The 20,352-nt window shown below is 46.5% G+C and carries 25 protein-coding genes, 3 tRNA genes and 3 rRNA genes; 21 read left to right on the plus strand and 10 right to left on the minus strand.

All coding sequences use genetic code 11. The features are described 5' to 3' along the window. The first annotated feature begins 24 nt into the window (after positions 1–24). From QF117_RS21160 to QF117_RS21250, 19 genes are all read left to right on the plus strand, one after another. On the plus strand, positions 25–213 hold the full coding sequence (locus QF117_RS21160; protein WP_282388075.1) for a hypothetical protein: 189 nt from the start codon (positions 25–27) through the stop codon (positions 211–213). Further along, the gene (locus QF117_RS21165) at positions 206–481 is read left to right on the plus strand and encodes a hypothetical protein (RefSeq protein ID WP_282388076.1); all 276 of its coding nucleotides are present in this window, start codon (positions 206–208) and stop codon (positions 479–481) included. Before QF117_RS21160 ends, QF117_RS21165 begins: the two co-directional genes overlap by 8 nt. Beyond that, complete coding sequence (locus tag QF117_RS21170) at positions 481–732, plus strand: hypothetical protein (RefSeq protein WP_282388077.1); 252 nt, start codon at positions 481–483, stop codon at positions 730–732. Before QF117_RS21165 ends, QF117_RS21170 begins: the two co-directional genes overlap by 1 nt. Before the next feature lie 8 nt (positions 733–740). After that, positions 741–1,286, plus strand: coding sequence for a hypothetical protein (locus QF117_RS21175; RefSeq protein WP_282388078.1), 546 nt, complete (start codon positions 741–743; stop codon positions 1,284–1,286). Then, entirely contained in the window at positions 1,279–1,983 is a 705-nt protein-coding gene (locus tag QF117_RS21180; protein ID WP_282388079.1) for a hypothetical protein, read from the plus strand. Before QF117_RS21175 ends, QF117_RS21180 begins: the two co-directional genes overlap by 8 nt. Positions 1,984–2,097: 114 nt before the next feature. After that, positions 2,098–2,220, plus strand: coding sequence for a hypothetical protein (locus tag QF117_RS21185; protein ID WP_282388080.1), 123 nt, complete (start codon positions 2,098–2,100; stop codon positions 2,218–2,220). A gap of 1 nt (position 2,221) precedes the next feature. Beyond that, positions 2,222–3,070 carry a major capsid protein P2 gene (locus QF117_RS21190; protein ID WP_282388081.1) on the plus strand — a complete coding sequence of 283 codons (849 nt, stop codon included), beginning with the start codon at positions 2,222–2,224 and terminating at the stop codon, positions 3,068–3,070. Positions 3,071–3,080: 10 nt separating this feature from the next. Continuing rightward, positions 3,081–3,329, plus strand: a complete 249-nt coding sequence (locus QF117_RS21195; RefSeq protein ID WP_282388082.1) for a hypothetical protein — start codon at positions 3,081–3,083, stop codon at positions 3,327–3,329. Next, positions 3,326–3,535 (plus strand): hypothetical protein, encoded by a 210-nt coding sequence (locus QF117_RS21200; protein ID WP_282388083.1) that lies wholly within the window; start codon positions 3,326–3,328, stop codon positions 3,533–3,535. Before QF117_RS21195 ends, QF117_RS21200 begins: the two co-directional genes overlap by 4 nt. 8 nt (positions 3,536–3,543) lie before the next feature. Then, entirely contained in the window at positions 3,544–3,750 is a 207-nt protein-coding gene (locus QF117_RS21205; RefSeq protein ID WP_282388084.1) for a hypothetical protein, read from the plus strand. After that, the gene (locus tag QF117_RS21210; protein ID WP_282388085.1) at positions 3,735–4,103 is read left to right on the plus strand and encodes a hypothetical protein; all 369 of its coding nucleotides are present in this window, start codon (positions 3,735–3,737) and stop codon (positions 4,101–4,103) included. The genes QF117_RS21205 and QF117_RS21210 overlap by 16 nt, the downstream gene beginning before the upstream one ends. Next, on the plus strand, positions 4,093–4,569 hold the full coding sequence (locus QF117_RS21215; protein ID WP_282388086.1) for a hypothetical protein: 477 nt from the start codon (positions 4,093–4,095) through the stop codon (positions 4,567–4,569). The genes QF117_RS21210 and QF117_RS21215 overlap by 11 nt, the downstream gene beginning before the upstream one ends. Beyond that, entirely contained in the window at positions 4,569–5,234 is a 666-nt protein-coding gene (locus QF117_RS21220; protein WP_282388087.1) for a hypothetical protein, read from the plus strand. Before QF117_RS21215 ends, QF117_RS21220 begins: the two co-directional genes overlap by 1 nt. Continuing rightward, complete coding sequence (locus QF117_RS21225) at positions 5,227–5,643, plus strand: hypothetical protein (protein ID WP_282388088.1); 417 nt, start codon at positions 5,227–5,229, stop codon at positions 5,641–5,643. Before QF117_RS21220 ends, QF117_RS21225 begins: the two co-directional genes overlap by 8 nt. After that, positions 5,640–5,963 carry a hypothetical protein gene (locus QF117_RS21230; RefSeq protein ID WP_282388089.1) on the plus strand — a complete coding sequence of 108 codons (324 nt, stop codon included), beginning with the start codon at positions 5,640–5,642 and terminating at the stop codon, positions 5,961–5,963. Before QF117_RS21225 ends, QF117_RS21230 begins: the two co-directional genes overlap by 4 nt. Next, positions 5,960–6,475, plus strand: coding sequence for a structural protein P5 (locus QF117_RS21235; protein ID WP_282388090.1), 516 nt, complete (start codon positions 5,960–5,962; stop codon positions 6,473–6,475). Before QF117_RS21230 ends, QF117_RS21235 begins: the two co-directional genes overlap by 4 nt. A gap of 34 nt (positions 6,476–6,509) precedes the next feature. Further along, positions 6,510–6,695, plus strand: coding sequence for a hypothetical protein (locus QF117_RS21240; protein ID WP_282388091.1), 186 nt, complete (start codon positions 6,510–6,512; stop codon positions 6,693–6,695). Continuing rightward, entirely contained in the window at positions 6,695–6,853 is a 159-nt protein-coding gene (locus QF117_RS21245) for a hypothetical protein (protein ID WP_282388092.1), read from the plus strand. Before QF117_RS21240 ends, QF117_RS21245 begins: the two co-directional genes overlap by 1 nt. Then, the gene (locus QF117_RS21250) at positions 6,846–6,974 is read left to right on the plus strand and encodes a hypothetical protein (protein ID WP_282388093.1); all 129 of its coding nucleotides are present in this window, start codon (positions 6,846–6,848) and stop codon (positions 6,972–6,974) included. The genes QF117_RS21245 and QF117_RS21250 overlap by 8 nt, the downstream gene beginning before the upstream one ends. Before the next feature lie 75 nt (positions 6,975–7,049). Here the strand turns inward: QF117_RS21250 and QF117_RS21255 are convergent. From QF117_RS21255 to QF117_RS21295, 9 genes are all read right to left on the minus strand, one after another. Then, a tRNA-Trp gene (locus QF117_RS21255) sits at positions 7,050–7,126 on the minus strand. Positions 7,127–7,183: 57 nt separating this feature from the next. Beyond that, a tRNA-Asp gene (locus QF117_RS21260) sits at positions 7,184–7,260 on the minus strand. A 39-nt stretch (positions 7,261–7,299) separates the two neighbouring features. Next, positions 7,300–7,415: ribosomal RNA gene (gene rrf / locus QF117_RS21265) — 5S ribosomal RNA — on the minus strand. 87 nt (positions 7,416–7,502) lie between these two features. Further along, a 23S ribosomal RNA gene (locus QF117_RS21270) occupies positions 7,503–10,391 on the minus strand. 369 nt (positions 10,392–10,760) lie between these two features. Then, a tRNA-Glu gene (locus tag QF117_RS21275) sits at positions 10,761–10,836 on the minus strand. A 65-nt stretch (positions 10,837–10,901) separates the two neighbouring features. Beyond that, positions 10,902–12,448: ribosomal RNA gene (locus tag QF117_RS21280) — 16S ribosomal RNA — on the minus strand. Together the 16S, 23S and 5S rRNA genes with 3 tRNA genes alongside form the textbook arrangement of a ribosomal RNA operon. A gap of 611 nt (positions 12,449–13,059) precedes the next feature. Continuing rightward, a complete protein-coding gene (gene hemG / locus QF117_RS21285; RefSeq protein WP_282388094.1) occupies positions 13,060–13,584 on the minus strand; it encodes a menaquinone-dependent protoporphyrinogen IX dehydrogenase in 525 nt (174 codons plus the stop codon). A gap of 11 nt (positions 13,585–13,595) precedes the next feature. Beyond that, positions 13,596–15,053, minus strand: coding sequence for a TrkH family potassium uptake protein (locus tag QF117_RS21290; RefSeq protein ID WP_026026673.1), 1,458 nt, complete (start codon positions 15,051–15,053; stop codon positions 13,596–13,598). A gap of 39 nt (positions 15,054–15,092) precedes the next feature. Continuing rightward, entirely contained in the window at positions 15,093–15,713 is a 621-nt protein-coding gene (locus QF117_RS21295; protein ID WP_282388095.1) for a YigZ family protein, read from the minus strand. Between the two features lie 226 nt (positions 15,714–15,939). Here QF117_RS21295 and fadB point away from each other — a divergent pair, with 226 nt between their 5' ends. Both fadB and fadA read left to right on the plus strand, forming a co-directional pair. Continuing rightward, a complete protein-coding gene (gene fadB / locus QF117_RS21300; RefSeq protein ID WP_282388096.1) occupies positions 15,940–18,111 on the plus strand; it encodes a fatty acid oxidation complex subunit alpha FadB in 2,172 nt (723 codons plus the stop codon). 26 nt (positions 18,112–18,137) lie between these two features. After that, positions 18,138–19,301, plus strand: coding sequence for an acetyl-CoA C-acyltransferase FadA (gene fadA / locus QF117_RS21305; RefSeq protein WP_282388097.1), 1,164 nt, complete (start codon positions 18,138–18,140; stop codon positions 19,299–19,301). Positions 19,302–19,405: 104 nt separating this feature from the next. Here fadA and punR read toward each other — a convergent pair whose 3' ends face one another. Then, positions 19,406–20,308, minus strand: coding sequence for a DNA-binding transcriptional activator PunR (punR, locus tag QF117_RS21310; RefSeq protein ID WP_282388098.1), 903 nt, complete (start codon positions 20,306–20,308; stop codon positions 19,406–19,408). Positions 20,309–20,352 lie beyond the last annotated feature (44 nt).

The following is a 20,352-nucleotide window of genomic DNA, read 5'->3' on the forward strand; positions in this document are numbered from 1 at the left end:
AACGTCGAGAGACAGGGGACCACTATGAAAAAACACGTTGAAACGCTCGATCGTTTATCACGGTCTGGCAACCTTTATCCATACCATCAGGCACTTGCTGAGCTGCTGGAAGCGCAACTCTCAGAGCTTGAGAGGTTTAAAAAAGACATCACCAACCTAAAAAGCCAGGTCACTAAATTGACCAATCGCATTAAGGAGTTAGAGCGTGAGTAAATCACTTTCCGTCCTCCTTATTGAGCACCAGAGGCATATCACTACGCGGCAGGAAGCGGAGCAGCGCCTTGCTCAGACGCTTTCTGGCCTCAACTTCGACCTATCCGGTGGGCTCATGGCAAAAGTCAAAGCGGTGACAACCGCAGGCAGTGAGTTAGAGCCTGTCATATCGGTGGTTGGCACCTATCTGGAAGCCGTCAGCGCAGAGCGTGATTCTGCCAATGCACTGATTATTTTGTTTGCCAAAGACAAACTGGAGGTGTCGTAATGCCTGACATCCTCAAAACCGTTCACTGTCCAACCTGTAAAAGTGAAGCGCACATTCGCCAGCGTCGCGGCAAGTACAAACAACTGGATTTGAAGTGCCCGCAATGTGGCGTACTCAATTATCAAACCCGTCAAGGACAAGCATTGTTATCCGGCTTACCAGAAATAACTAAGCCGGGGCCAGAGCATGACACTAAGCCGGAAAATAAACCGGAATATCCCGGTAAATCTACTAATACATTTTTTGAATAGGAGGGTCTATGAATCCCGTTGATATCAGTCCGGAAACCGTTGAGCGCGAATATGATGCCATAGCGGAAAAGTGGGGAGTCAGCGCCCCTCAAAGTGACATTGACACTAAACCGGAAACTCTAACACCAGAGCCAAATTTTGAACCGGAAAGAATTTCATCGGCCGAATCGCTAGCCGCGCAACGTGATATTGATGTGCCTATGGTGACACTTCGCAAGTGGGAGCATGACGACTCCATATCACCAGAGTTAATCCGCAATAGTGCGCATGTGACCCGTGAGTTTGTCGCTAAGAATACGGGGCTTGTCATCAAGCGAGTGGCGGGATTGGATGTAGATCAAGACGTGATCGATGAATTCGCGCTGAGCAATGCACAGCTTTTAGTTCATTACTATCCCAAAGGGGGCGTATTGGAGGTTATGGAAAACTATGGGCTGTGGTTCGGGGCGTTAGGCTCTACCGTAGGGCTTATTTTTGCAGTGAAACAAGCCAGTGAAAAAAAGACGCTAACCACTAATGCAGCAGGGACTCAGGAGGACTCAGACCATGCGTAATGACGGTGAATTAATTCTATCGATGGGTGTATCTCGAAGCGGTAAATCGGTATTGGTAAAACGCATCGCGGAGCAATTTGAGCGCGTGATGGCTTTTGATCCTAAAGGTGAGTATGTCCATCAAATGGGCTATGAAGCCTGTTTAACCCCTGCTGAATTTATCGAAAAAGCCAGAGCCACAAAGGGGACTGGTAAGCTGGCATTTGTAGCAAGTGACCCAAAATCTTTTGAGCTCTTTTGTGAAGTGGCCTTTACTTTTAACCGTGAAGCACCCGCGCTGATTATTCCGGAAGAGTTGGCAGCGGTAACCGGAACTGCAAAGGCACAGGGTGCGTGGGGCAAACTCATTAACCAAGGGCTGGCATTTGGTCCAACTATCTTAGGTACGGTACAGCGTGGCCAAGAGGTAGATAAGTCCATTATGAACAACGCGACCTATCTTCATATCTGTATGCACAATACCGATGATGATGCGGCTTACATTGCTAAAAAGCTCGGTATTGATATGGATGTCGTGCCACGCAAGCCACTTGATTTTATCCAGTGGCGAAGCGGCCAAGGCTTATTGTGCTCTGGAAAAATTGATTTTGTAGGGGCCAAGTCTAAGCACTGGCAGGAAGGATCGCCCCGTTTCCTTATTAACAACCAGCCTAAAAAGCTCAACAAAACCCGCTTTAGCGGTGTCAAATACAGCTAATTAATCCGGCTAAGCCGGATTAAAAACGCCTTTGTCATTGGCAAAGGCGTCATCTTAGTTGAGTGTTTCGGTGTTTATTCACACTTATTCACACCCACTATTTGGAAAATACTCATGAAAAAAGCAAAACCCTATTTAATCACGGCTGGCATTGTACTGGTCGTCATGGCAGGGGTTGGTCTTGCTAAGCGCAATTCAAAATCTGTCGCAAAAACACTCGATAAGGTAGGTATCTAAAATGTCTCAAGCTCTACGCCAAGCTATGAATATGCTTCGCTCTAACGTCATGCCACGCCGTCATGAAATTGACCGCTGGGAAAATATCCGCGCGGGCGGTGAAGCTATTCTTACTATCCCGGTTGGTCCTACTTACTGGGCAATTGAATTTATCCTTAACAATCTTGCACTCACCGACATTGAGTATTTCCAGTTTAAGTTGAACGGTCGTCCTCATATTCACGTGACCCCTCAAGAAATGAAAAAGCTTGCACAGGAAGCGGGTATTCATTGGGATGATTCTCGTCCAACGTTGTATTTTGGCGATCCGTCAATGCTGACATGGGAAGGTCAGTTTTTAAAAACCATGGTCACTAAGGTTACTGATACATGGAAATGCTACGTGCGCATCAAATCGGGTGTAACCAACCCAGAAATTACGTCTAACGCACTCACAACACCAAGCGAGCCGGAGCGTTACTTCTTACCGGAAATCATATCTACGTCATACCGTGCAGGTCGAGCAGGCTTTAACGACATTAACATTGATAACGAAGCGGACTTTTACGTTTCACGCCTCTTTATGGAAGGCAGCGACTTAGAGCACATCGAAATTAAACGCGATGGCACCACCTTCTTAAAAGGCAGTGTCGAAGATATTGACGCTGACCTACGCCGTTTTAAGCGTGTACCTCAAACCGACAACCTAATCCTTGATTTTGTTCAGCAAGGCTTTGGGGCGCTCGGTGTCTTCAACAAAATGGCACCAATGGGTGATTTGGTGTTCCGAGTGAAAAAGGCCTCTGCCGGTGATTTTCCCGTTCTTATTGAAGGTGTTCGTCAAGTGACTGCCTTTCCATCAGTGAAGTAAGGGGGCGCTTATGTCTTGGTGGGAAGGGATAACCGGAGTTATTGACTCAGTAGGTGGGGCGTGGGCTGGCATTGAAGATGCCAAAACATCGGATCCAGAGTATGGAAAAGATAAGATCCCCCCTAAAGGTGAAAATAATGATGGTTCAACCATTGTTGCCGCGCCTCCAAGTTGGCAACAAATGAATCCTCAATGGCTGTGGATTGGTGGTGGTCTATTGGCCTTAATACTGATCTTGCTTTTGGGAGGTCGCCGATGATTCCAGTTATTATCGGCGCGGCTGTCGCCTCTGGCCTAGGGGCTGGATGGTGGGGCGCGACCAAAACAGCCGAAAGCAGTAAAAGCGACATCATCATTGAAGGGGATGCCAGTGTTAAAACGGCAAACTTAACGACAACGGTTGTCGTCACGCTTATTGTGACGATTATCGCCAGTGTCATGCTTAAGAAATTCACGAAAACATAGGAGGCGACATGATACCAGGTATGCCAAGTTTTGGTGATGTGGCGGGCGGATTGGCTAACGGTGGGCCTAGTAGTGCCGAATCAGGTTCAAGCACAGGTAATACGGCAATTACCGCCGGAGGTATCGGCAACCGTGTAGATAGTTCTGGCCTTATGATTGGCGTTGTTGTCGCTGCATTGGTGATTGGGGGTGTCTTACTATGGAAATTAAAGTGATCGCCTACAGTCGTCAGATTGCAGCGTTATTTGCAAGTGCTTTAGGTGACTACTCAGAAGATATTCTTCGAAATATCAAATGTGGTTTGGCTCAAATTTGGCAAATTGAGCAGACGCATTTTGTTGTCATGGTAGAAAGCGACTCTAAAGGCAAAGTGTTGGTTGTGTTATGCGCTGTCGGTGAGGGGTTGGCAAATACGGCCCCTCGCGTTCTTGAGCAAGCTAACAACATAGGGGCTTACGGTTGTCGTTTTCATACCACGCATAAAGGGCTGCATCGACTCATTAACCTACCCGTTCAATGGGTTGAAAATGTGTTCTTAGTACCAGTGGAGGGATGCAATGGGAAGTAAAAGTAAATCATCATCCAGTACCACGAATAACTACACAACCAATACCGAAAACTACGCCCTACAAGGAGATAACGAAGGTAACGCTATTTTAGGCAGTGGCAATACCATGATATCCACTGACCACGGTGCAATAGGTTCCGCTTTTGACTTTGCCGAAGTGGGACTCAAAGAGGCGTTTGGATTTGGGGAAAGCTCCCTCAAGTTTGCAGGAAATGCCTTTGATGGGGCTTTAGATGCAGTAACAGGTACTACGCGTGATGCTATGGATATGATGTCAGGGTTGACGGCTTCACAGAGCGCCCAAAACGATAAATCCATATCAGCCATTCGTGACCTAGCCGAAAACGTCCAAACTGGGGGTGAAGCTGTCATTGCTAAAACCTCAAAAGACATGATGAAAATGGTCATGGCGGTGATTGGTGTCGGCCTTGTGGTCACAGGTGCGGTGCTTTGGAGTAAAAAGTAATGTCAATTGAAAAAACGCTCGCCTCTCATGCAGGGGCGACAGTTCTAGAAACAGGGCGCTTTCTTTACGTTCGCAAAGCCAGTGCGCCCATTTCTGTCACGTTAACGTCTGATGTTGATAATGGTCAGGCGGTAGAAGTTAAGCTTCAACGTGGGGAGCAGTATGATATTGGTGAGTTCTCGCCCACGGCACGCTTTACTCGTTTAGAGATAAAAAATCTATCGAGTGAAATTAATCTGATTGAACTTGAGGTTGGCTATCACCGCTTTACCCCGTCCATTTCAGGCTCTGACATTAACGCGACCATTACAGGATCTACCATTGATTTGCCTGTTGAGGTTGTCAAGCCCATTGAGGTTCAAAAAGTCATTGACCCTATTGATGTGCAGAAAGTCGTTGAGCCGATAGAAGTAAAAAAGGAAAGCAAGCGCTTAATTGACCTAGGTAAACATACCATTGATGTGCAAGGGCAAATCTCAATTGGTGATAACACTCAACGTTATGAACTCATTATGGTTTGTGCGAGTACGAATCAAGGCATGGTATTGGCAAACGGTGTGCCTTTGCTAGCGGGGCAGTCGTTTATCTTAACTTCTGATAAAGCGGTCACAATGACAGGCTTACAAAACGATGAAGTGTATGTCAGTGAGGTGTGTTATGAGTAACCTCTCACCTATCGTGCCAAGCGCTAATAATCAGGGTGGCTTACTTGATTTTGAGCTCGTCAATCAAAGCGCCAAAATAACCGATGCTACTTCTAGGCAAGTCGAGTTTTTACTTTCAGAAAACATCGAGCTTTTAGAGGTTCGCGTGAGCTGGTCAAATGGTGATAATTCTCGTGGGCTTGACCAAGTGTCATTTTGGTCTCAATGCTTTGATAGTAAAGGAAGCGTGATACCTAATAGTCACAGGCCTATGGTCGTGCCTTTTGTAGCGGGTCTTTCAGTGCGCTATTACTTTATTCCAATTTTTACGCCAAGCGAAGCAACCCGAATCGTCTTTACGTGCAACTACATTGATATTGATGTTTGCATTGTATCGCGTGCGACTTTTTTAGAGGGAGAAGAGTCATGATTCAAGTTAATAAGACTGGAGAAATTATTACGATTAACGCGCCTCAATCAAGTCCATCGCTGACCACGCTCAGCGTCGCTCTACCGCCTGAAGTAGCAAGCAATCCAGAGCATTATCGATGGGATGGGAGTGAGTTTGTGTTAACAACGGAAGTCTCTAACGCACAGCAGTATTACAACGCCAAGCGTTACCTTGAAGCAACGGACTTTTACGTCACCCGTAAACTCGAAACCGAATTAGATATTCCTACGGAAATACAACAAAAAAGACAGAAGGCGCGAGACATACTGACCGTGGCCCTACCGGAGTTTTCAATATGAATAAACTTCAGATGGGAACGCTCGGTGGTATTGCGCTCATCGGGTTGCAACTTTTTAGACATAGACATTCAGGCAATCCAGCCAAAACCGCTATCGAGGAGATAATCGGAATGGGAACACCACGAGGTATTCGTAACAACAACCCAACCAACATTAAGCACAGTGAACATAATGATTGGATTGGGCAAACGGGAAGTGATGGCACATTTGCAGTATTTGGTTCGCCAGAATATGGCATTCGCGCAGCAACAAAGCTTATCCAAAACTACCAAAGCAAGTACAACTTAGGCACGGTGCGCGACATTATCGGACGATGGGCACCAGCAGGTGAAGAGAACCCGCATGTTGAAAACTACATCAAACATGTCTCTAAGCGCCTAGGTATCAGCGAAAATAACCACAAAGTACTGACTTCACAATATCCAGTACTTATAGCCGCTATGATTGAGTTTGAAAATGGGGTACAGCCCTATGATATGGACTTGATCGCCCACGGTGTATCTTTGGCTTAACTCTACAACCCAACGTCGAGAGACAGAGGAAACTATGAAAAAACTATTGAACTACTTAACACAAGCATCAACTTGGGAAGGCCTAGCAACAGCAGCGTTAACAATTGGTGCAGTCGCTGATGTTGCGACAACAGGGGGGATTGCCTCGGGAGTATTAGCGGCAGTTGGCGCAATTGCTTCTACAACTTCAATTGCTCGTGATGACCGTAAAGGTAAGTAATGGACGGTGTATTACTTAATTCATTTGCTGGGTTGTTAGGTGATATCAATCCGTTAATTAGTTTAGTCGCTGCTTATCTGTACTTAAAAGCAGCGCAAACACTCAATCAGCATGATAAGCGAATCTCTAAACTAGAATGGGAGCAAGACAATGGCTAAAGCAGGACTCAAAGGCAACGGTACACTAAAGAAAGGCTACAAGTTCGTGAAAGGTAAAAGTACGCCAGTGAAAGTATCTACCGCGAAGAAAAAGCCAACAAAACGAAAACGACGTCGTTAGATTAACTAAAGATAAAATGGACAAAAGGCCGCTATTACTAGCGGCCTTTCTTTTTGCATAAGTATGCAAATTGTATGGCAGGGGTGGAGAGATTCGAACTCCCAACACGCGGATTTGGAATCCGCTGCTCTGCCAATTGGAGCTACACCCCTAAAATTTTTCACTTCAGATTCAAAAAAACCTCGCGATAGCGAGGTTCTCTGAAATAATGGCGGAGTGGACGGGACTCGAACCCGCGACCCCCGGCGTGACAGGCCGGTATTCTAACCAACTGAACTACCACTCCGCAGTGGAAGACTTGCGCTAGCAAGTGTTCAAATTTAAAGCCTGGCGATGTCCTACTCTCACATGGGGAAGCCCCACACTACCATCGGCGCTACTGCGTTTCACTTCTGAGTTCGGCATGGGATCAGGTGGGTCCGCAACGCTATGGTCGCCAAGCAAATTCTTAATTCGGAAAACTGATTATAAAAGTTCAATCACACATTCAATGTTCTATTTGAGCCCACAAAACCCCTTGGGTGTTGTATGGTTAAGCCTCACGGGCAATTAGTACAGGTTAGCTCAATGCCTCGCAGCACTTACACACCCTGCCTATCAACGTTCTAGTCTTGAACAACCCTTTAGGGCACTTAAAGTGCCAGGGAAGACTCATCTCAGGGCTCGCTTCGCGCTTAGATGCTTTCAGCGCTTATCGATTCCGAACTTAGCTACCGGGCAATGCCACTGGCGTGACAACCCGAACACCAGAGGTTCGTCCACTCCGGTCCTCTCGTACTAGGAGCAGCCCCCTTCAATCTTCCAACGCCCACGGCAGATAGGGACCGAACTGTCTCACGACGTTCTAAACCCAGCTCGCGTACCACTTTAAATGGCGAACAGCCATACCCTTGGGACCGACTTCAGCCCCAGGATGTGATGAGCCGACATCGAGGTGCCAAACACCGCCGTCGATATGAACTCTTGGGCGGTATCAGCCTGTTATCCCCGGAGTACCTTTTATCCGTTGAGCGATGGCCCTTCCATTCAGAACCACCGGATCACTATGACCTGCTTTCGCACCTGCTCGAATTGTCATTCTCGCAGTCAAGCGGGCTTATGCCATTGCACTAACCACACGATGTCCAACCGTGTTTAGCCCACCTTCGTGCTCCTCCGTTACTCTTTGGGAGGAGACCGCCCCAGTCAAACTACCCACCAGGCACTGTCCGCAATCCCGATAAGGGACCAACGTTAGAACATCAAACGTACAAGGGTGGTATTTCAAGGTTGACTCCACTCCATCTAGCGACGAAGTTTCAAAGTCTCCCACCTATCCTACACATGTAGGTTCAATGTTCAGTGCCAAGCTGTAGTAAAGGTTCACGGGGTCTTTCCGTCTAGCCGCGGGTACACTGCATCTTCACAGCGATTTCAATTTCACTGAGTCTCGGGTGGAGACAGCGTGGCCATCATTACGCCATTCGTGCAGGTCGGAACTTACCCGACAAGGAATTTCGCTACCTTAGGACCGTTATAGTTACGGCCGCCGTTTACCGGGGCTTCGATCAAGAGCTTCGACCGAAGTCTAACCCCATCAATTAACCTTCCGGCACCGGGCAGGCGTCACACCGTATACGTCATCTTACGATTTTGCACAGTGCTGTGTTTTTAATAAACAGTTGCAGCCACCTGGTATCTGCGACTCCTAGTAGCTCCATCCGCAAGGGACTTCACCGCCAAGAGCGTACCTTCTCCCGAAGTTACGGTACCATTTTGCCTAGTTCCTTCACCCGAGTTCTCTCAAGCGCCTTGGTATTCTCTACCCGACCACCTGTGTCGGTTTGGGGTACGATTTCTTATAATCTGAAGCTTAGAGGCTTTTCCTGGAAGCATGGCATCAATGACTTCACCACCGTAGTGGCTCGACATCGTATCTCAGCGTTAAGAAAGTCCGGATTTACCTAAACTTTCCGCCTACGTACTTGAACCTGGACAACCGTCGCCAGGCCCACCTAGCCTTCTCCGTCCCCCCATCGCAATTATAAGAAGTACGGGAATATTAACCCGTTTCCCATCGACTACGCCTTTCGGCCTCGCCTTAGGGGTCGACTTACCCTGCCCCGATTAACGTTGGACAGGAACCCTTGGTCTTCCGGCGAGGGGGTTTTTCACCCCCTTTATCGTTACTCATGTCAGCATTCGCACTTCTGATACGTCCAGCAGCCCTTACAGACCACCTTCAACCGCTTACAGAACGCTCCCCTACCCCGCATACAAAGTATGCAGCCGCAGCTTCGGTGTATAGCTTAGCCCCGTTACATCTTCCGCGCAGGCCGACTCGACTAGTGAGCTATTACGCTTTCTTTAAATGATGGCTGCTTCTAAGCCAACATCCTAGCTGTCTAAGCCTTCCCACATCGTTTCCCACTTAGCTATACTTTGGGACCTTAGCTGGCGGTCTGGGTTGTTTCCCTCTCCACGACGGACGTTAGCACCCGCCGTGTGTCTCCCGGATAGTACTTACTGGTATTCGGAGTTTGCAAAGGGTTGGTAAGTCGGGATGACCCCCTAGCCTTAACAGTGCTCTACCCCCAGTAGTATTCGTCCGAGGCGCTACCTAAATAGCTTTCGGGGAGAACCAGCTATCTCCAGGTTTGATTGGCCTTTCACCCCTAGCCACAAGTCATCCGCTAATTTTTCAACATTAGTCGGTTCGGTCCTCCAGTTGATGTTACTCAACCTTCAACCTGCCCATGGCTAGATCACCTGGTTTCGGGTCTAATCCTAGCAACTGTACGCCCAGTTAAGACTCGGTTTCCCTACGGCTCCCCTAAACGGTTAACCTTGCTACTAAAATTAAGTCGCTGACCCATTATACAAAAGGTACGCAGTCACCCAACAAGTGGGCTCCTACTGCTTGTACGTACACGGTTTCAGGTTCTATTTCACTCCCCTCACAGGGGTTCTTTTCGCCTTTCCCTCACGGTACTGGTTCACTATCGGTCAGTCAGTAGTATTTAGCCTTGGAGGATGGTCCCCCCATATTCAGACAGGATATCACGTGTCCCGCCCTACTCGATTTCACTGATTATGATGTGTCGGTTACGGGGCTATCACCCTGTATCGCGAGACTTTCCAGACTCTTCACCTGCATCATTAAAAGCTTAAGGGCTACTCCAATTTCGCTCGCCGCTACTTTCGGAATCTCGGTTGATTTCTACTCCTCCGGGTACTTAGATGTTTCAGTTCCCCGGGTTTGCCTCGTTGTGCTATGTATTCACACAACGATACGTGCTTATGCACGTGGGTTTCCCCATTCAGAAATCCCAGACTCAAACGGTTATTACTACCTAATCTGGGCTTATCGCAAGTTATTACGTCTTTCATCGCCTCTGACTGCCAAGGCATCCACCGTGTACGCTTAGTCACTTAACCATACAACCCCAAGAGGTCTTATGTATGGTAAACAACCAAGGTGTAATTTGTCTCTCATTATTTGAATGAGCGAGAGACATCAGTTTGTCTCACTTTAAAAAGTGACATCAAACTGCGATTTTGCCGGACTCAAATATAAACGAACATGACAAGTCATGTTGTTTCCAAGAACACTTGAATGTGTGTTGGTACCTAGTCTCTAAAAGAGAATAGGATTTGAGAACTTTTATTTGAACAACAACCAATCAAGTTGTTGTTCGTCAGCTTTCCAAATTGTTAAAGAGCAGATTCATTTCTTATGAAAGAAAAAAACCATGTTTAAAAGCACTAAAACCCCCTGAATAAAAATCAGAGAAGTGCGTTTAAAGATGGTATCCCGTAGGGGAGTCGAACCCCTGTTACCGCCGTGAAAGGGCGGTGTCCTAGGCCTCTAGACGAACGGGACATAGGTCACTCTTAACGTATTAAACATATCAATCTGTGTGGGTACTCATCGTGAAAATCATCGTATAAGGAGGTGATCCAGCCCCAGGTTCCCCTAGGGCTACCTTGTTACGACTTCACCCCAGTCATGAACCACAAAGTGGTGAGCGTCCTCCCCGAAAGGTTAAACTACCCACTTCTTTTGCAGCCCACTCCCATGGTGTGACGGGCGGTGTGTACAAGGCCCGGGAACGTATTCACCGTGACATTCTGATTCACGATTACTAGCGATTCCGACTTCATGGAGTCGAGTTGCAGACTCCAATCCGGACTACGACGCACTTTTTGGGATTCGCTCACTATCGCTAGCTTGCTGCCCTCTGTATGCGCCATTGTAGCACGTGTGTAGCCCTACTCGTAAGGGCCATGATGACTTGACGTCGTCCCCACCTTCCTCCGGTTTATCACCGGCAGTCTCCCTGGAGTTCCCACCATTACGTGCTGGCAAACAAGGATAAGGGTTGCGCTCGTTGCGGGACTTAACCCAACATTTCACAACACGAGCTGACGACAGCCATGCAGCACCTGTCTTAGAGCTCCCGAAGGCACACCTGCGTCTCCGCTGGCTTCTCTAGATGTCAAGAGTAGGTAAGGTTCTTCGCGTTGCATCGAATTAAACCACATGCTCCACCGCTTGTGCGGGCCCCCGTCAATTCATTTGAGTTTTAATCTTGCGACCGTACTCCCCAGGCGGTCTACTTAACGCGTTAGCTCCGAAAGCCACGGCTCAAGGCCACAACCTCCAAGTAGACATCGTTTACGGCGTGGACTACCAGGGTATCTAATCCTGTTTGCTCCCCACGCTTTCGCATCTGAGTGTCAGTATCTGTCCAGGGGGCCGCCTTCGCCACTGGTATTCCTTCAGATCTCTACGCATTTCACCGCTACACCTGAAATTCTACCCCCCTCTACAGTACTCTAGTCCAACAGTTTCAAATGCAGTTCCGAGGTTGAGCCCCGGGCTTTCACATCTGACTTATTGAACCACCTGCATGCGCTTTACGCCCAGTAATTCCGATTAACGCTCGCACCCTCCGTATTACCGCGGCTGCTGGCACGGAGTTAGCCGGTGCTTCTTCTGTCGCTAACGTCAAGAGATAAGCGTATTAAACTTACCCCCTTCCTCACGACTGAAAGTACTTTACAACCCGAAGGCCTTCTTCATACACGCGGCATGGCTGCATCAGGCTTTCGCCCATTGTGCAATATTCCCCACTGCTGCCTCCCGTAGGAGTCTGGACCGTGTCTCAGTTCCAGTGTGGCTGATCATCCTCTCAGACCAGCTAGGGATCGTCGCCTTGGTGAGCCATTACCTCACCAACTAGCTAATCCCACCTAGGCGTATCCAATAGCACAAGGCCCGAAGGTCCCCTGCTTTGCTCCAAAGAGATTATGCGGTATTAGCCATCGTTTCCAATGGTTATCCCCCTCTACTGGGCAACTTCCTAGGCATTACTCACCCGTCCGCCGCTCGTCAGCAAAGAAAGCAAGCTTTCTTTCTGTTACCGCTCGACTTGCATGTGTTAGGCCTGCCGCCAGCGTTCAATCTGAGCCATGATCAAACTCTTCAATTTAAGATTTTGATTCCCTAAATAAATAGGGCTCGGCTCAACGAATACTGACTTCAAAACTAGGATTTATCCGAAGATAAACCTGTAATTCTAAAGCTATTATCTTTCCAACAGAAAGATAATGAATTGACTGTGCTCTTTTTGGTTTTCACTTTAAAAAGTGAAATCAAACAGCTCAAGGCTGTACCAAATTGAATTGGTCACTCAGTTCATTGAAACCAAAGTTGTTTCCGAAGAAACTGTTTTTACCTAGGTAAAAACATATTGGATTATCATCAACGAGTGCCCACACAGATTGATAGGTTTAAATTGTTAAAGAGCGTTGCTTGTCGATGCATTCTTTTTAAGAAGAAGCTCTCTAAGCGGACGGCCATTCTAGCGATTTAAGTTTCAGTGTCAAACACTTTTTTAAAACCTTTTTTAAGCTCTTGGCTTAAGCTAGTAGACCTTACTGGCTGGGCGTTTCAAAACCGAAGTAATGATGCTTCCCCGTGTCAGTGAGGTCGCATTATAGAGATAGAAATCACATTGGCAAGCGCTTTCTTGATGTTTTCTTAAAGAAATGGCCTGTTCGATTAAAAACACATCAAAACACGCCAAAACGGTTACTTTATCTACATATCATTGAACTGTTTTGCAAATAAAGTGACCTTTGACCAGTTGGTGTATTCGACTTCTTTACTTGTATCTGTTTCTCCACCCGTCAATTTCATAATAAAGCGAATCATCACCTTATCAATCCACTTATAACGAGGGTAATAAAGAGCACCGGCAAATACACCGATAAGTTTTGGCTTCCACGGGGACTTGTTTAAAAAAGTCTTTATATAGACGCTACCTTCAGGAGTGTCCTTTCCTTGCTCTTCTTTTCTCGCCGTCAAGTTAACACAGAAAAATGCAGACTTTCCTGATTCTAGGCTGCTTTGGTGATTTTGAATAAATTGGTAGAGTTTCTTATTAAGATGACCGTATCGTATTGAAGCACCAATCAACACTCTTTCATACTTACCCAGTTCCACCGTATCGGCTTGGTGTATGTCTATTACATCACACTCATTAAGATCCAACTCTTGTTGAATATAATGGATGATCTTTTTTGTTTGACCGTCTTGGCTTGAATATAAAAAGAGAGCTTTCATTGTTATTGTCCTTAACTACGCCAAAATGTCGGTGTGAGTAAGATAAGTAGGGTAAATATTTCTAGGCGGCCAAAGAGCATTGAGATAATCAGCACCCATTTCGCTTTGTCGTTTACATCACCGAAGTGGAGCGCTACCTCCCCCAGTCCAGGACCCAAATTATTCAGAGTTGCAGCTACAGCAGAAAACGCGCTGAGTTCATCCATACCTGTTGCAATAAGGCCTAACATACAGACAACGAACACCAACGCATAAGCAGAAAAGAATCCCCAAACTGCATCGACAACACGTTGAGATAGTGCCGTACCACCAACCTTGATGGTATAAACGGCTCTTGGGTGAACCAATCTTTTCATTTCTCTAGCCCCTTGTAAGGTCAGCAGTAATATACGAATCACCTTCATCCCTCCGCCAGTAGAGCCGGCACAACCGCCAATAAAAGATGAAAAGAGCAAAAGAACGGGCAGAAATAGCGGCCACTCCGAAAAACCTGTCGTGGTAAATCCAGCCGTTGTAGAAATTGATACGGTCTGAAATAAGGCCTGATCAAAAGCATCATAAAGAGAGTCGTAAGTATGATGATTTAGTAATATGAGGAAACAGACAACAAAAAGCAGCGCTTGTATAAAGATGAACGCTCTAAACTCAGGATCTTTCCAGTAATATTTAGGGTGAACACCACCCGAAGCAAAGGCAGCAAAGTGAAGAGAATAGTTACATGCGGAGATTAATAAGAAAACAACCGTAATCATATTAATGGTTGAGCTATCGAAATACCCCATGCTCGCATCGTGGGTCGAAAAGCCACCTATAGCGATCGTCGAGAAGCTGTGACTTATCGCGTCAAACGGCGTCATTCCCGCGAACCAAAACGCTGTTGCACACGCGATCGTCAAACTGAGGTAAATATACCATAAAGCTTTCGCTGTTTCGGCTATCCGTGGGGTCATTTTACTGTCTTTTACTGGCCCAGGAATTTCGGCTCGATACAGCTGCATACCACCGATACCAAGCACAGGTAAAATAGCCACGGCCAAGACGATGATCCCCATTCCACCAAACCATTGCAGAAACTGGCGATAAAAAAGGATCGCTTTTGGCAGATCATCAAGCCCAACAATCACCGTTGCCCCTGTTGTTGTTAAGGCAGAAAAGGACTCAAAGAAAGCATCGGTGACAGAGATATTAGGATTATCAGCAATAAGAAAAGGGAGTGAGCCTGCACTGCCGATAACCGTCCAAAATAAAACCACAATGAGAAAGCCATCTCTGGCTTTAAGCTCTTGCTTATGGCTTCTATTCGGAAACCAACAAATGGTGCCGCAGAAAAGCAACACAAAGAAAGTCGTCACAAATGGGACACCGGCACCATCTCGATAGAGCAAAGCAACAAGTGCAGGGGCGAGCATGGATACGCTAAAAAGAGCGAGCAGTAATCCGACTATCCGTATAATCGATCGAAATTGCATGGTTATTTATATATGAAGCAAGTGCTTCTGACTTCCTAGTTATTGTTCTATTTTTATGACCGTTGCTTTTGCACCACTTTTATTAATGACATTTTGAATAAAGCTATTGGCAACTCGTTGCTCAATTTCGATCATCAATATGACATTACCACTGTAGTTTGCATCAATCTCTATCGCTTGATATTGAGTCAAAAGAGCTTGAGCTATCGGCATGAAGCCATAGTCTAACTCTAGCTGTAATTTAATGGTTATTTTTTTCTCTATTGTTTGAAGCAGCTTGAGTGCTTGTTGCACGCCCCCACCGTATGCTTTGACCAATCCACCCGTGCCAAGTTTAATTCCGCCAGAGTAGCGAGTGACTACAGCAGACAATTCACCAATCCCTGAACCCGATAACTGAGCCAGAATGGGCTTACCAGCTGTGCCTGAAGGTTCACCATCATCACTAAACCCCCACTTCATTGAATCCTCTGCTCGCCCTGCAACAAATCCCCAACAATTATGCCTAGCGCTAGAATGCTGCTTTTTTATCCCATCGATAAAGAACTTAGCCGCTTCTATACTTGGCGTATGAGCGAGTTGCGTAATGAAAACACTTTTCTTTATCTCTTCCTCATACATTATGGGACTTTCTGGTATCAAATAAGGTTGGTCATTCATGAGTTTACATAAACAGAAGCAAGGATAGACAGTGTATCACGAGCATAAGAAAAAGTGGCTCCGTTCTGTTTTACTGCACAATGTTAAACAGTTGTTTAAAAAATGTATTGAAAATAATCAAAGTTGAGTACACACTAAAAAAACTGGTCAAACCAGAACGATAATCATACAAATAAAACAATAACTCTCACACACAGTCTCAAACTGTATGTCACGGAGATAGACAATGATTTACCAAGCCAACACCCTACAGGTAAAAAAACACGAGAATGGAATAGCAGAACTGAGTTTTTGCGCACCGAAGTCCGTCAATAAACTGGATTTAGCCACGTTAGAATCACTCGACGAAGCGCTTGATGCAATAAAAGCACAATCGGACATTAAAGGATTAATCCTTACTTCAGATAAAGATACCTTTATCGTCGGTGCTGATATCACGGAATTTTTAGGCCTCTTTGCTAAAACCGACCAAGAGCTTGATCAATGGCTTCGTTTTGCCAATGACATATTCAGCAAACTCGAAGATCTTCCTTTCCCAACGCTCTCCGCACTAAAAGGTCATACCCTTGGTGGCGGATGTGAGTGTGTACTCGCTACCGACTTCCGCATTGGTGATAAAACCACCAGCATTGGTCTTCCGGAGACAAAGCTAGGCATCATGCCAGGATTTGGAGGATGTGTTCGATTACCTCGCGTCATTGGTGCTGACAGTGCAATGGAAATTATCACCCAAGGAAAAGCCTGTCGTGCTGATGAAGCACTAAAAATAGGATTACTGGATGCTATTGTTGAATCGGACTCGTTAACACAATCTGCCATTAACACCGTCTTACTTGCAGCCAATGAAGAAATAGACTGGAAAAAGCGTCGTAAGCAGAAAACGTCCGCCCTATCACTGAGCAAGTTAGAAGCGATGATGAGCTTCACCATGGCAAAAGGGTTGGTTGCTCAAAAAGCCGGACCTCATTATCCAGCACCCATGACAGCTGTTGTAGCGATAGAAAAAGCCGCACGCAGCGATCGTAACGACGCATTAGATATTGAACGTCAGCTGTTCATCAAACTCGCCAAGTCAGAAGAAGCCAAATCGCTCGTTGGGTTATTCCTAAATGATCAATATATTAAAAGCCTCGCCAAACAAGCGGGTAAATCAGCAAACAAAGCCACAGAAAGAGCAGCGGTTATCGGCGCAGGCATCATGGGGGGCGGTATTGCTTATCAGTCAGCATTGAAAGGCGTGCCAGTGATGATGAAAGATATCGCACAGGCATCTCTTGACCTTGGAATGAACGAAGCATCTAAGCTATTGAATAAACGCTTATCACGCGGTCGCCTAGATGGGTTCAAGATGGCAGGTATTTTGTCTTCTATTACTCCAAGCCTACATTACGCAGGTGTTGAGCAGTCTGATGTGATTGTAGAAGCGGTTGTAGAAAACCCTAAAGTAAAAGCAGCAGTGCTGAGTGAAGTGGAAGGTTTGATTGGTGAAGACACGGTTCTTACATCAAACACCTCAACGATTCCGATCAACCTGCTAGCGAAATCGTTGAAGCGCCCAGAAAACTTCTGTGGTATGCACTTCTTTAACCCTGTTCACCGTATGCCGTTGGTTGAAATCATTCGCGGTGAACACACATCGGATGAAACGATTAATCGCGTTGTCGCGTACGCGGCGAAAATGGGCAAATCACCCATTGTTGTCAACGACTGCCCAGGCTTCTTCGTTAACCGTGTGCTTTTCCCTTACTTCGGCGGCTTCAGCATGTTGCTCCGTGACGGCGCTGACTTCACTAAGATCGATAAAGTCATGGAGCGTAAATTCGGTTGGCCAATGGGCCCTGCATATCTACTAGACGTTGTGGGCCTAGACACAGCACACCACGCACAAGCGGTCATGGCGCAAGGTTTCCCTGAGCGTATGGGTAAAGAAGGTCGTGATGCAATTGACGCACTTTACGTCGCTGAAAAATACGGCCAGAAGAACGGCAGCGGTTTCTACACGTACAGCGTAGACAAACGCGGTCGTCCGAAGAAAACCTTCTCTGAAGACATTCTTCCTATCCTGGCTGACGTATGCCAACAGCCAACAGATTTCGACGATGAAACCATTATTCAACGTGTCATGATTCCAATGATCAATGAAGTGGTGCTTTGTTTAGAAGAAGGCATCATTGCATCGCCACAGGAAGCCGATATGGCATTGGTTTATGGATTAGGCTTCCCTCCATTTAGAGGGGGAGTATTCCGCTACTTAGACAGCGTGGGTATTAACAACTTTGTTGAAATGGCTAAAGGCTATCAACAGCTTGGGGCTATGTATCAAGTACCTCAGTTGCTCATTGATATGGCAGAGAAAGGCGAAAGCTTTTACGACGCTCAACAAGCAAGCTCTCTATAACCCACACTTGGAAAAGGAATAGCAAAATGAATAATGTAGTGATTGTTGATTGCCTTCGTACCCCAATGGGACGCTCCAAAGGTGGAGCTTTCCGTCATACTCGTGCCGAAGACCTATCAGCACATTTGATGAAAGGTATTTTAGAGCGCAACCCTGAAGTCAACCCTGTCGAAATTGAAGATATCTACTGGGGCTGTGTCCAGCAGACGCTCGAACAAGGTTTTAATGTGGCACGTAATGCTGCCCTGCTAGCAGGGTTACCCATTGAAATTGGTGCCGTCACCGTAAACCGTTTATGCGGTTCGTCAATGCAAGCTCTGCATGATGCCGCGCGTTCAATCATGGTCGGCGATGCTGAAATCTGTTTAATTGGCGGTGTTGAGCATATGGGCCACGTACCCATGAACCACGGGGTCGATTTTCACCCTGGTATGTCTAAGACCGTCGCAAAAGCGGCGGGGATGATGGGTTTAACTGCTGAAATGTTAGGTAAAATGCATGGAATCAGCCGTGAAGATCAAGATGCTTTCGCCGCACGTTCCCACGCCAGAGCACAGGCAGCAACGGTAGAGGGTCGTTTCAAAAATGAAATTCTGCCTACAGAAGCGCACGCTGCTGACGGTTCGTTATTCACTTTAGACTACGATGAAGTTATTCGCCCAGAAACAACGGTTGAAGGCCTATCTCAATTGCGACCAGTCTTTGACCCTGCGAACGGTACAGTAACGGCAGGCACTTCATCAGCACTCTCCGATGGCGCATCAGCGATGCTGATTATGAGTGAAGAAAAAGCCAATAAGCTAGGTCTAAAAATCCGAGCTCGTATAAAATCGATGGCCATCGCAGGCTGTGATCCTTCAATCATGGGTTATGGCCCCGTCCCTGCGACTCAAAAAGCATTGAAACGTGCAGGTTTAAACATTGAAGATATGGGCGTTGTTGAACTTAATGAAGCATTTGCAGCGCAGTCTTTACCTTGTGCAAAAGACCTAGGCCTGCTTGATGTTGTCGATGAAAAGGTCAACCTAAATGGAGGCGCCATTGCACTTGGTCACCCTCTCGGCTGTTCAGGTTCGCGGATTTCGACCACGCTGATCAATCTCATGGAAGCGAAAGACGTCAAATACGGCTTGGCGACAATGTGCATTGGTTTAGGTCAGGGGATTGCAACGGTATTTGAACGACCTTAGAAAAGCGTTTGAATCCTACCCAATATTACGCCAGTGATCACCTCACTGGCTTTTTTGTCTCGTCTTCAACCTTGAGTTCTTGATCTCTCGCTTTTGCTGGCGAACTAGGATTGCAACCAGTCTTGATGAAGCTTCTCACTTGAACCAAGATACTCGACCATCCACTTAATGAGCCGGTGATTCTCATCCTTTCGCCAAACTAAGCAGCACTGGCTTAATGGCTTATCTTCGTTGAGTACTTTCTCCACCAACAAACCTTCAGTAATCAGTGGTTGTGCTATATGTCGAGGCATGTACCCGACACCCACCCCATTTTTTAAGCACTCTATTGCGCTATACCAATTCGGTAAGAGCAAGCGCCTCTGCTTTGGGTAGTGCACCGTATGACGTTTAGGAAGGACGACGGAAGTGTCATCCAAACAAATAGCGGGGTATTGACTGACAAAATTTTCTGTCAAATTTTGCTCTTTGACACACGGGTGGCTTGGCGACATAACAAATGCCCAATCCAATATTCCCATATCTCTGACTTCAAACTCGCCACCAACAGGGACTGCGGATGTGGCACCAATAACAATATCGGCTCGCCCTTGAGAGATCGCTTCCCAGGATCCATTAAAGACTTCCATATTGATTTGCAGCTCTGCAAATTCAAATGTTGAATAAAAATCTTCAATCAATGGCTTCATTTTATCCAGGCGAACCACGTTATCCAGTGTCAACTTAAGGGTCTTTTTCCACCCATGAGCTACTCTCTTGGTTTGCGATTGGACTTCTTCCATGTGGCGCAACATGATTCGAGCTTCAACGACAAAGAGCTCTCCTGCGGGAGTCAGTTCTACTTTCCTAGGTAAACGCCGAAATAGCAGAACATCGAGATCTTGCTCAACCTGACGTACGCCATAACTGATCGCGGAAGGTACTTTGTGCAAAACATCCGCAGCGGCGGTAAAGCTACCCAACCGAGCTACAGTGTCGATCATTTCTAAAGAAGATTTCGAGAACATTTATCCATCAAATTATTTGATTCATAACTAACAATTTTAGCGTT

This window comes from Vibrio sp. YMD68, assembly GCF_029958905.1.
Taxonomy (GTDB): Bacteria; Pseudomonadota; Gammaproteobacteria; order Enterobacterales; family Vibrionaceae; genus Vibrio.

What these genes read in the sequence shown, in the direction of transcription:
- QF117_RS21210 (WP_282388085.1), top strand. Translation starts at nt 3,735, where the DNA reads ATGGAAATTAAAGTGATCGCCTACAGTCGTCAGATTGCAGCGTTATTT.
- hemG (WP_282388094.1), bottom strand. Translation starts at nt 13,584, where the DNA reads ATGAAAGCTCTCTTTTTATATTCAAGCCAAGACGGTCAAACAAAAAAG.
- QF117_RS21235 (WP_282388090.1), top strand. Translation starts at nt 5,960, where the DNA reads ATGAATAAACTTCAGATGGGAACGCTCGGTGGTATTGCGCTCATCGGG.
- QF117_RS21295 (WP_282388095.1), bottom strand. Translation starts at nt 15,713, where the DNA reads ATGAATGACCAACCTTATTTGATACCAGAAAGTCCCATAATGTATGAG.
- QF117_RS21200 (WP_282388083.1), top strand. Translation starts at nt 3,326, where the DNA reads ATGATTCCAGTTATTATCGGCGCGGCTGTCGCCTCTGGCCTAGGGGCT.
- QF117_RS21245 (WP_282388092.1), top strand. Translation starts at nt 6,695, where the DNA reads ATGGACGGTGTATTACTTAATTCATTTGCTGGGTTGTTAGGTGATATC.
- punR (WP_282388098.1), bottom strand. Translation starts at nt 20,308, where the DNA reads ATGTTCTCGAAATCTTCTTTAGAAATGATCGACACTGTAGCTCGGTTG.
- QF117_RS21220 (WP_282388087.1), top strand. Translation starts at nt 4,569, where the DNA reads ATGTCAATTGAAAAAACGCTCGCCTCTCATGCAGGGGCGACAGTTCTA.
- fadA (WP_282388097.1), top strand. Translation starts at nt 18,138, where the DNA reads ATGAATAATGTAGTGATTGTTGATTGCCTTCGTACCCCAATGGGACGC.
- QF117_RS21195 (WP_282388082.1), top strand. Translation starts at nt 3,081, where the DNA reads ATGTCTTGGTGGGAAGGGATAACCGGAGTTATTGACTCAGTAGGTGGG.
- QF117_RS21175 (WP_282388078.1), top strand. Translation starts at nt 741, where the DNA reads ATGAATCCCGTTGATATCAGTCCGGAAACCGTTGAGCGCGAATATGAT.
- QF117_RS21215 (WP_282388086.1), top strand. Translation starts at nt 4,093, where the DNA reads ATGGGAAGTAAAAGTAAATCATCATCCAGTACCACGAATAACTACACA.
- QF117_RS21240 (WP_282388091.1), top strand. Translation starts at nt 6,510, where the DNA reads ATGAAAAAACTATTGAACTACTTAACACAAGCATCAACTTGGGAAGGC.
- QF117_RS21160 (WP_282388075.1), top strand. Translation starts at nt 25, where the DNA reads ATGAAAAAACACGTTGAAACGCTCGATCGTTTATCACGGTCTGGCAAC.
- QF117_RS21190 (WP_282388081.1), top strand. Translation starts at nt 2,222, where the DNA reads ATGTCTCAAGCTCTACGCCAAGCTATGAATATGCTTCGCTCTAACGTC.
- QF117_RS21225 (WP_282388088.1), top strand. Translation starts at nt 5,227, where the DNA reads ATGAGTAACCTCTCACCTATCGTGCCAAGCGCTAATAATCAGGGTGGC.
- QF117_RS21205 (WP_282388084.1), top strand. Translation starts at nt 3,544, where the DNA reads ATGATACCAGGTATGCCAAGTTTTGGTGATGTGGCGGGCGGATTGGCT.
- fadB (WP_282388096.1), top strand. Translation starts at nt 15,940, where the DNA reads ATGATTTACCAAGCCAACACCCTACAGGTAAAAAAACACGAGAATGGA.
- QF117_RS21230 (WP_282388089.1), top strand. Translation starts at nt 5,640, where the DNA reads ATGATTCAAGTTAATAAGACTGGAGAAATTATTACGATTAACGCGCCT.
- QF117_RS21250 (WP_282388093.1), top strand. Translation starts at nt 6,846, where the DNA reads ATGGCTAAAGCAGGACTCAAAGGCAACGGTACACTAAAGAAAGGCTAC.
- QF117_RS21170 (WP_282388077.1), top strand. Translation starts at nt 481, where the DNA reads ATGCCTGACATCCTCAAAACCGTTCACTGTCCAACCTGTAAAAGTGAA.
- QF117_RS21180 (WP_282388079.1), top strand. Translation starts at nt 1,279, where the DNA reads ATGCGTAATGACGGTGAATTAATTCTATCGATGGGTGTATCTCGAAGC.
- QF117_RS21185 (WP_282388080.1), top strand. Translation starts at nt 2,098, where the DNA reads ATGAAAAAAGCAAAACCCTATTTAATCACGGCTGGCATTGTACTGGTC.
- QF117_RS21290 (WP_026026673.1), bottom strand. Translation starts at nt 15,053, where the DNA reads ATGCAATTTCGATCGATTATACGGATAGTCGGATTACTGCTCGCTCTT.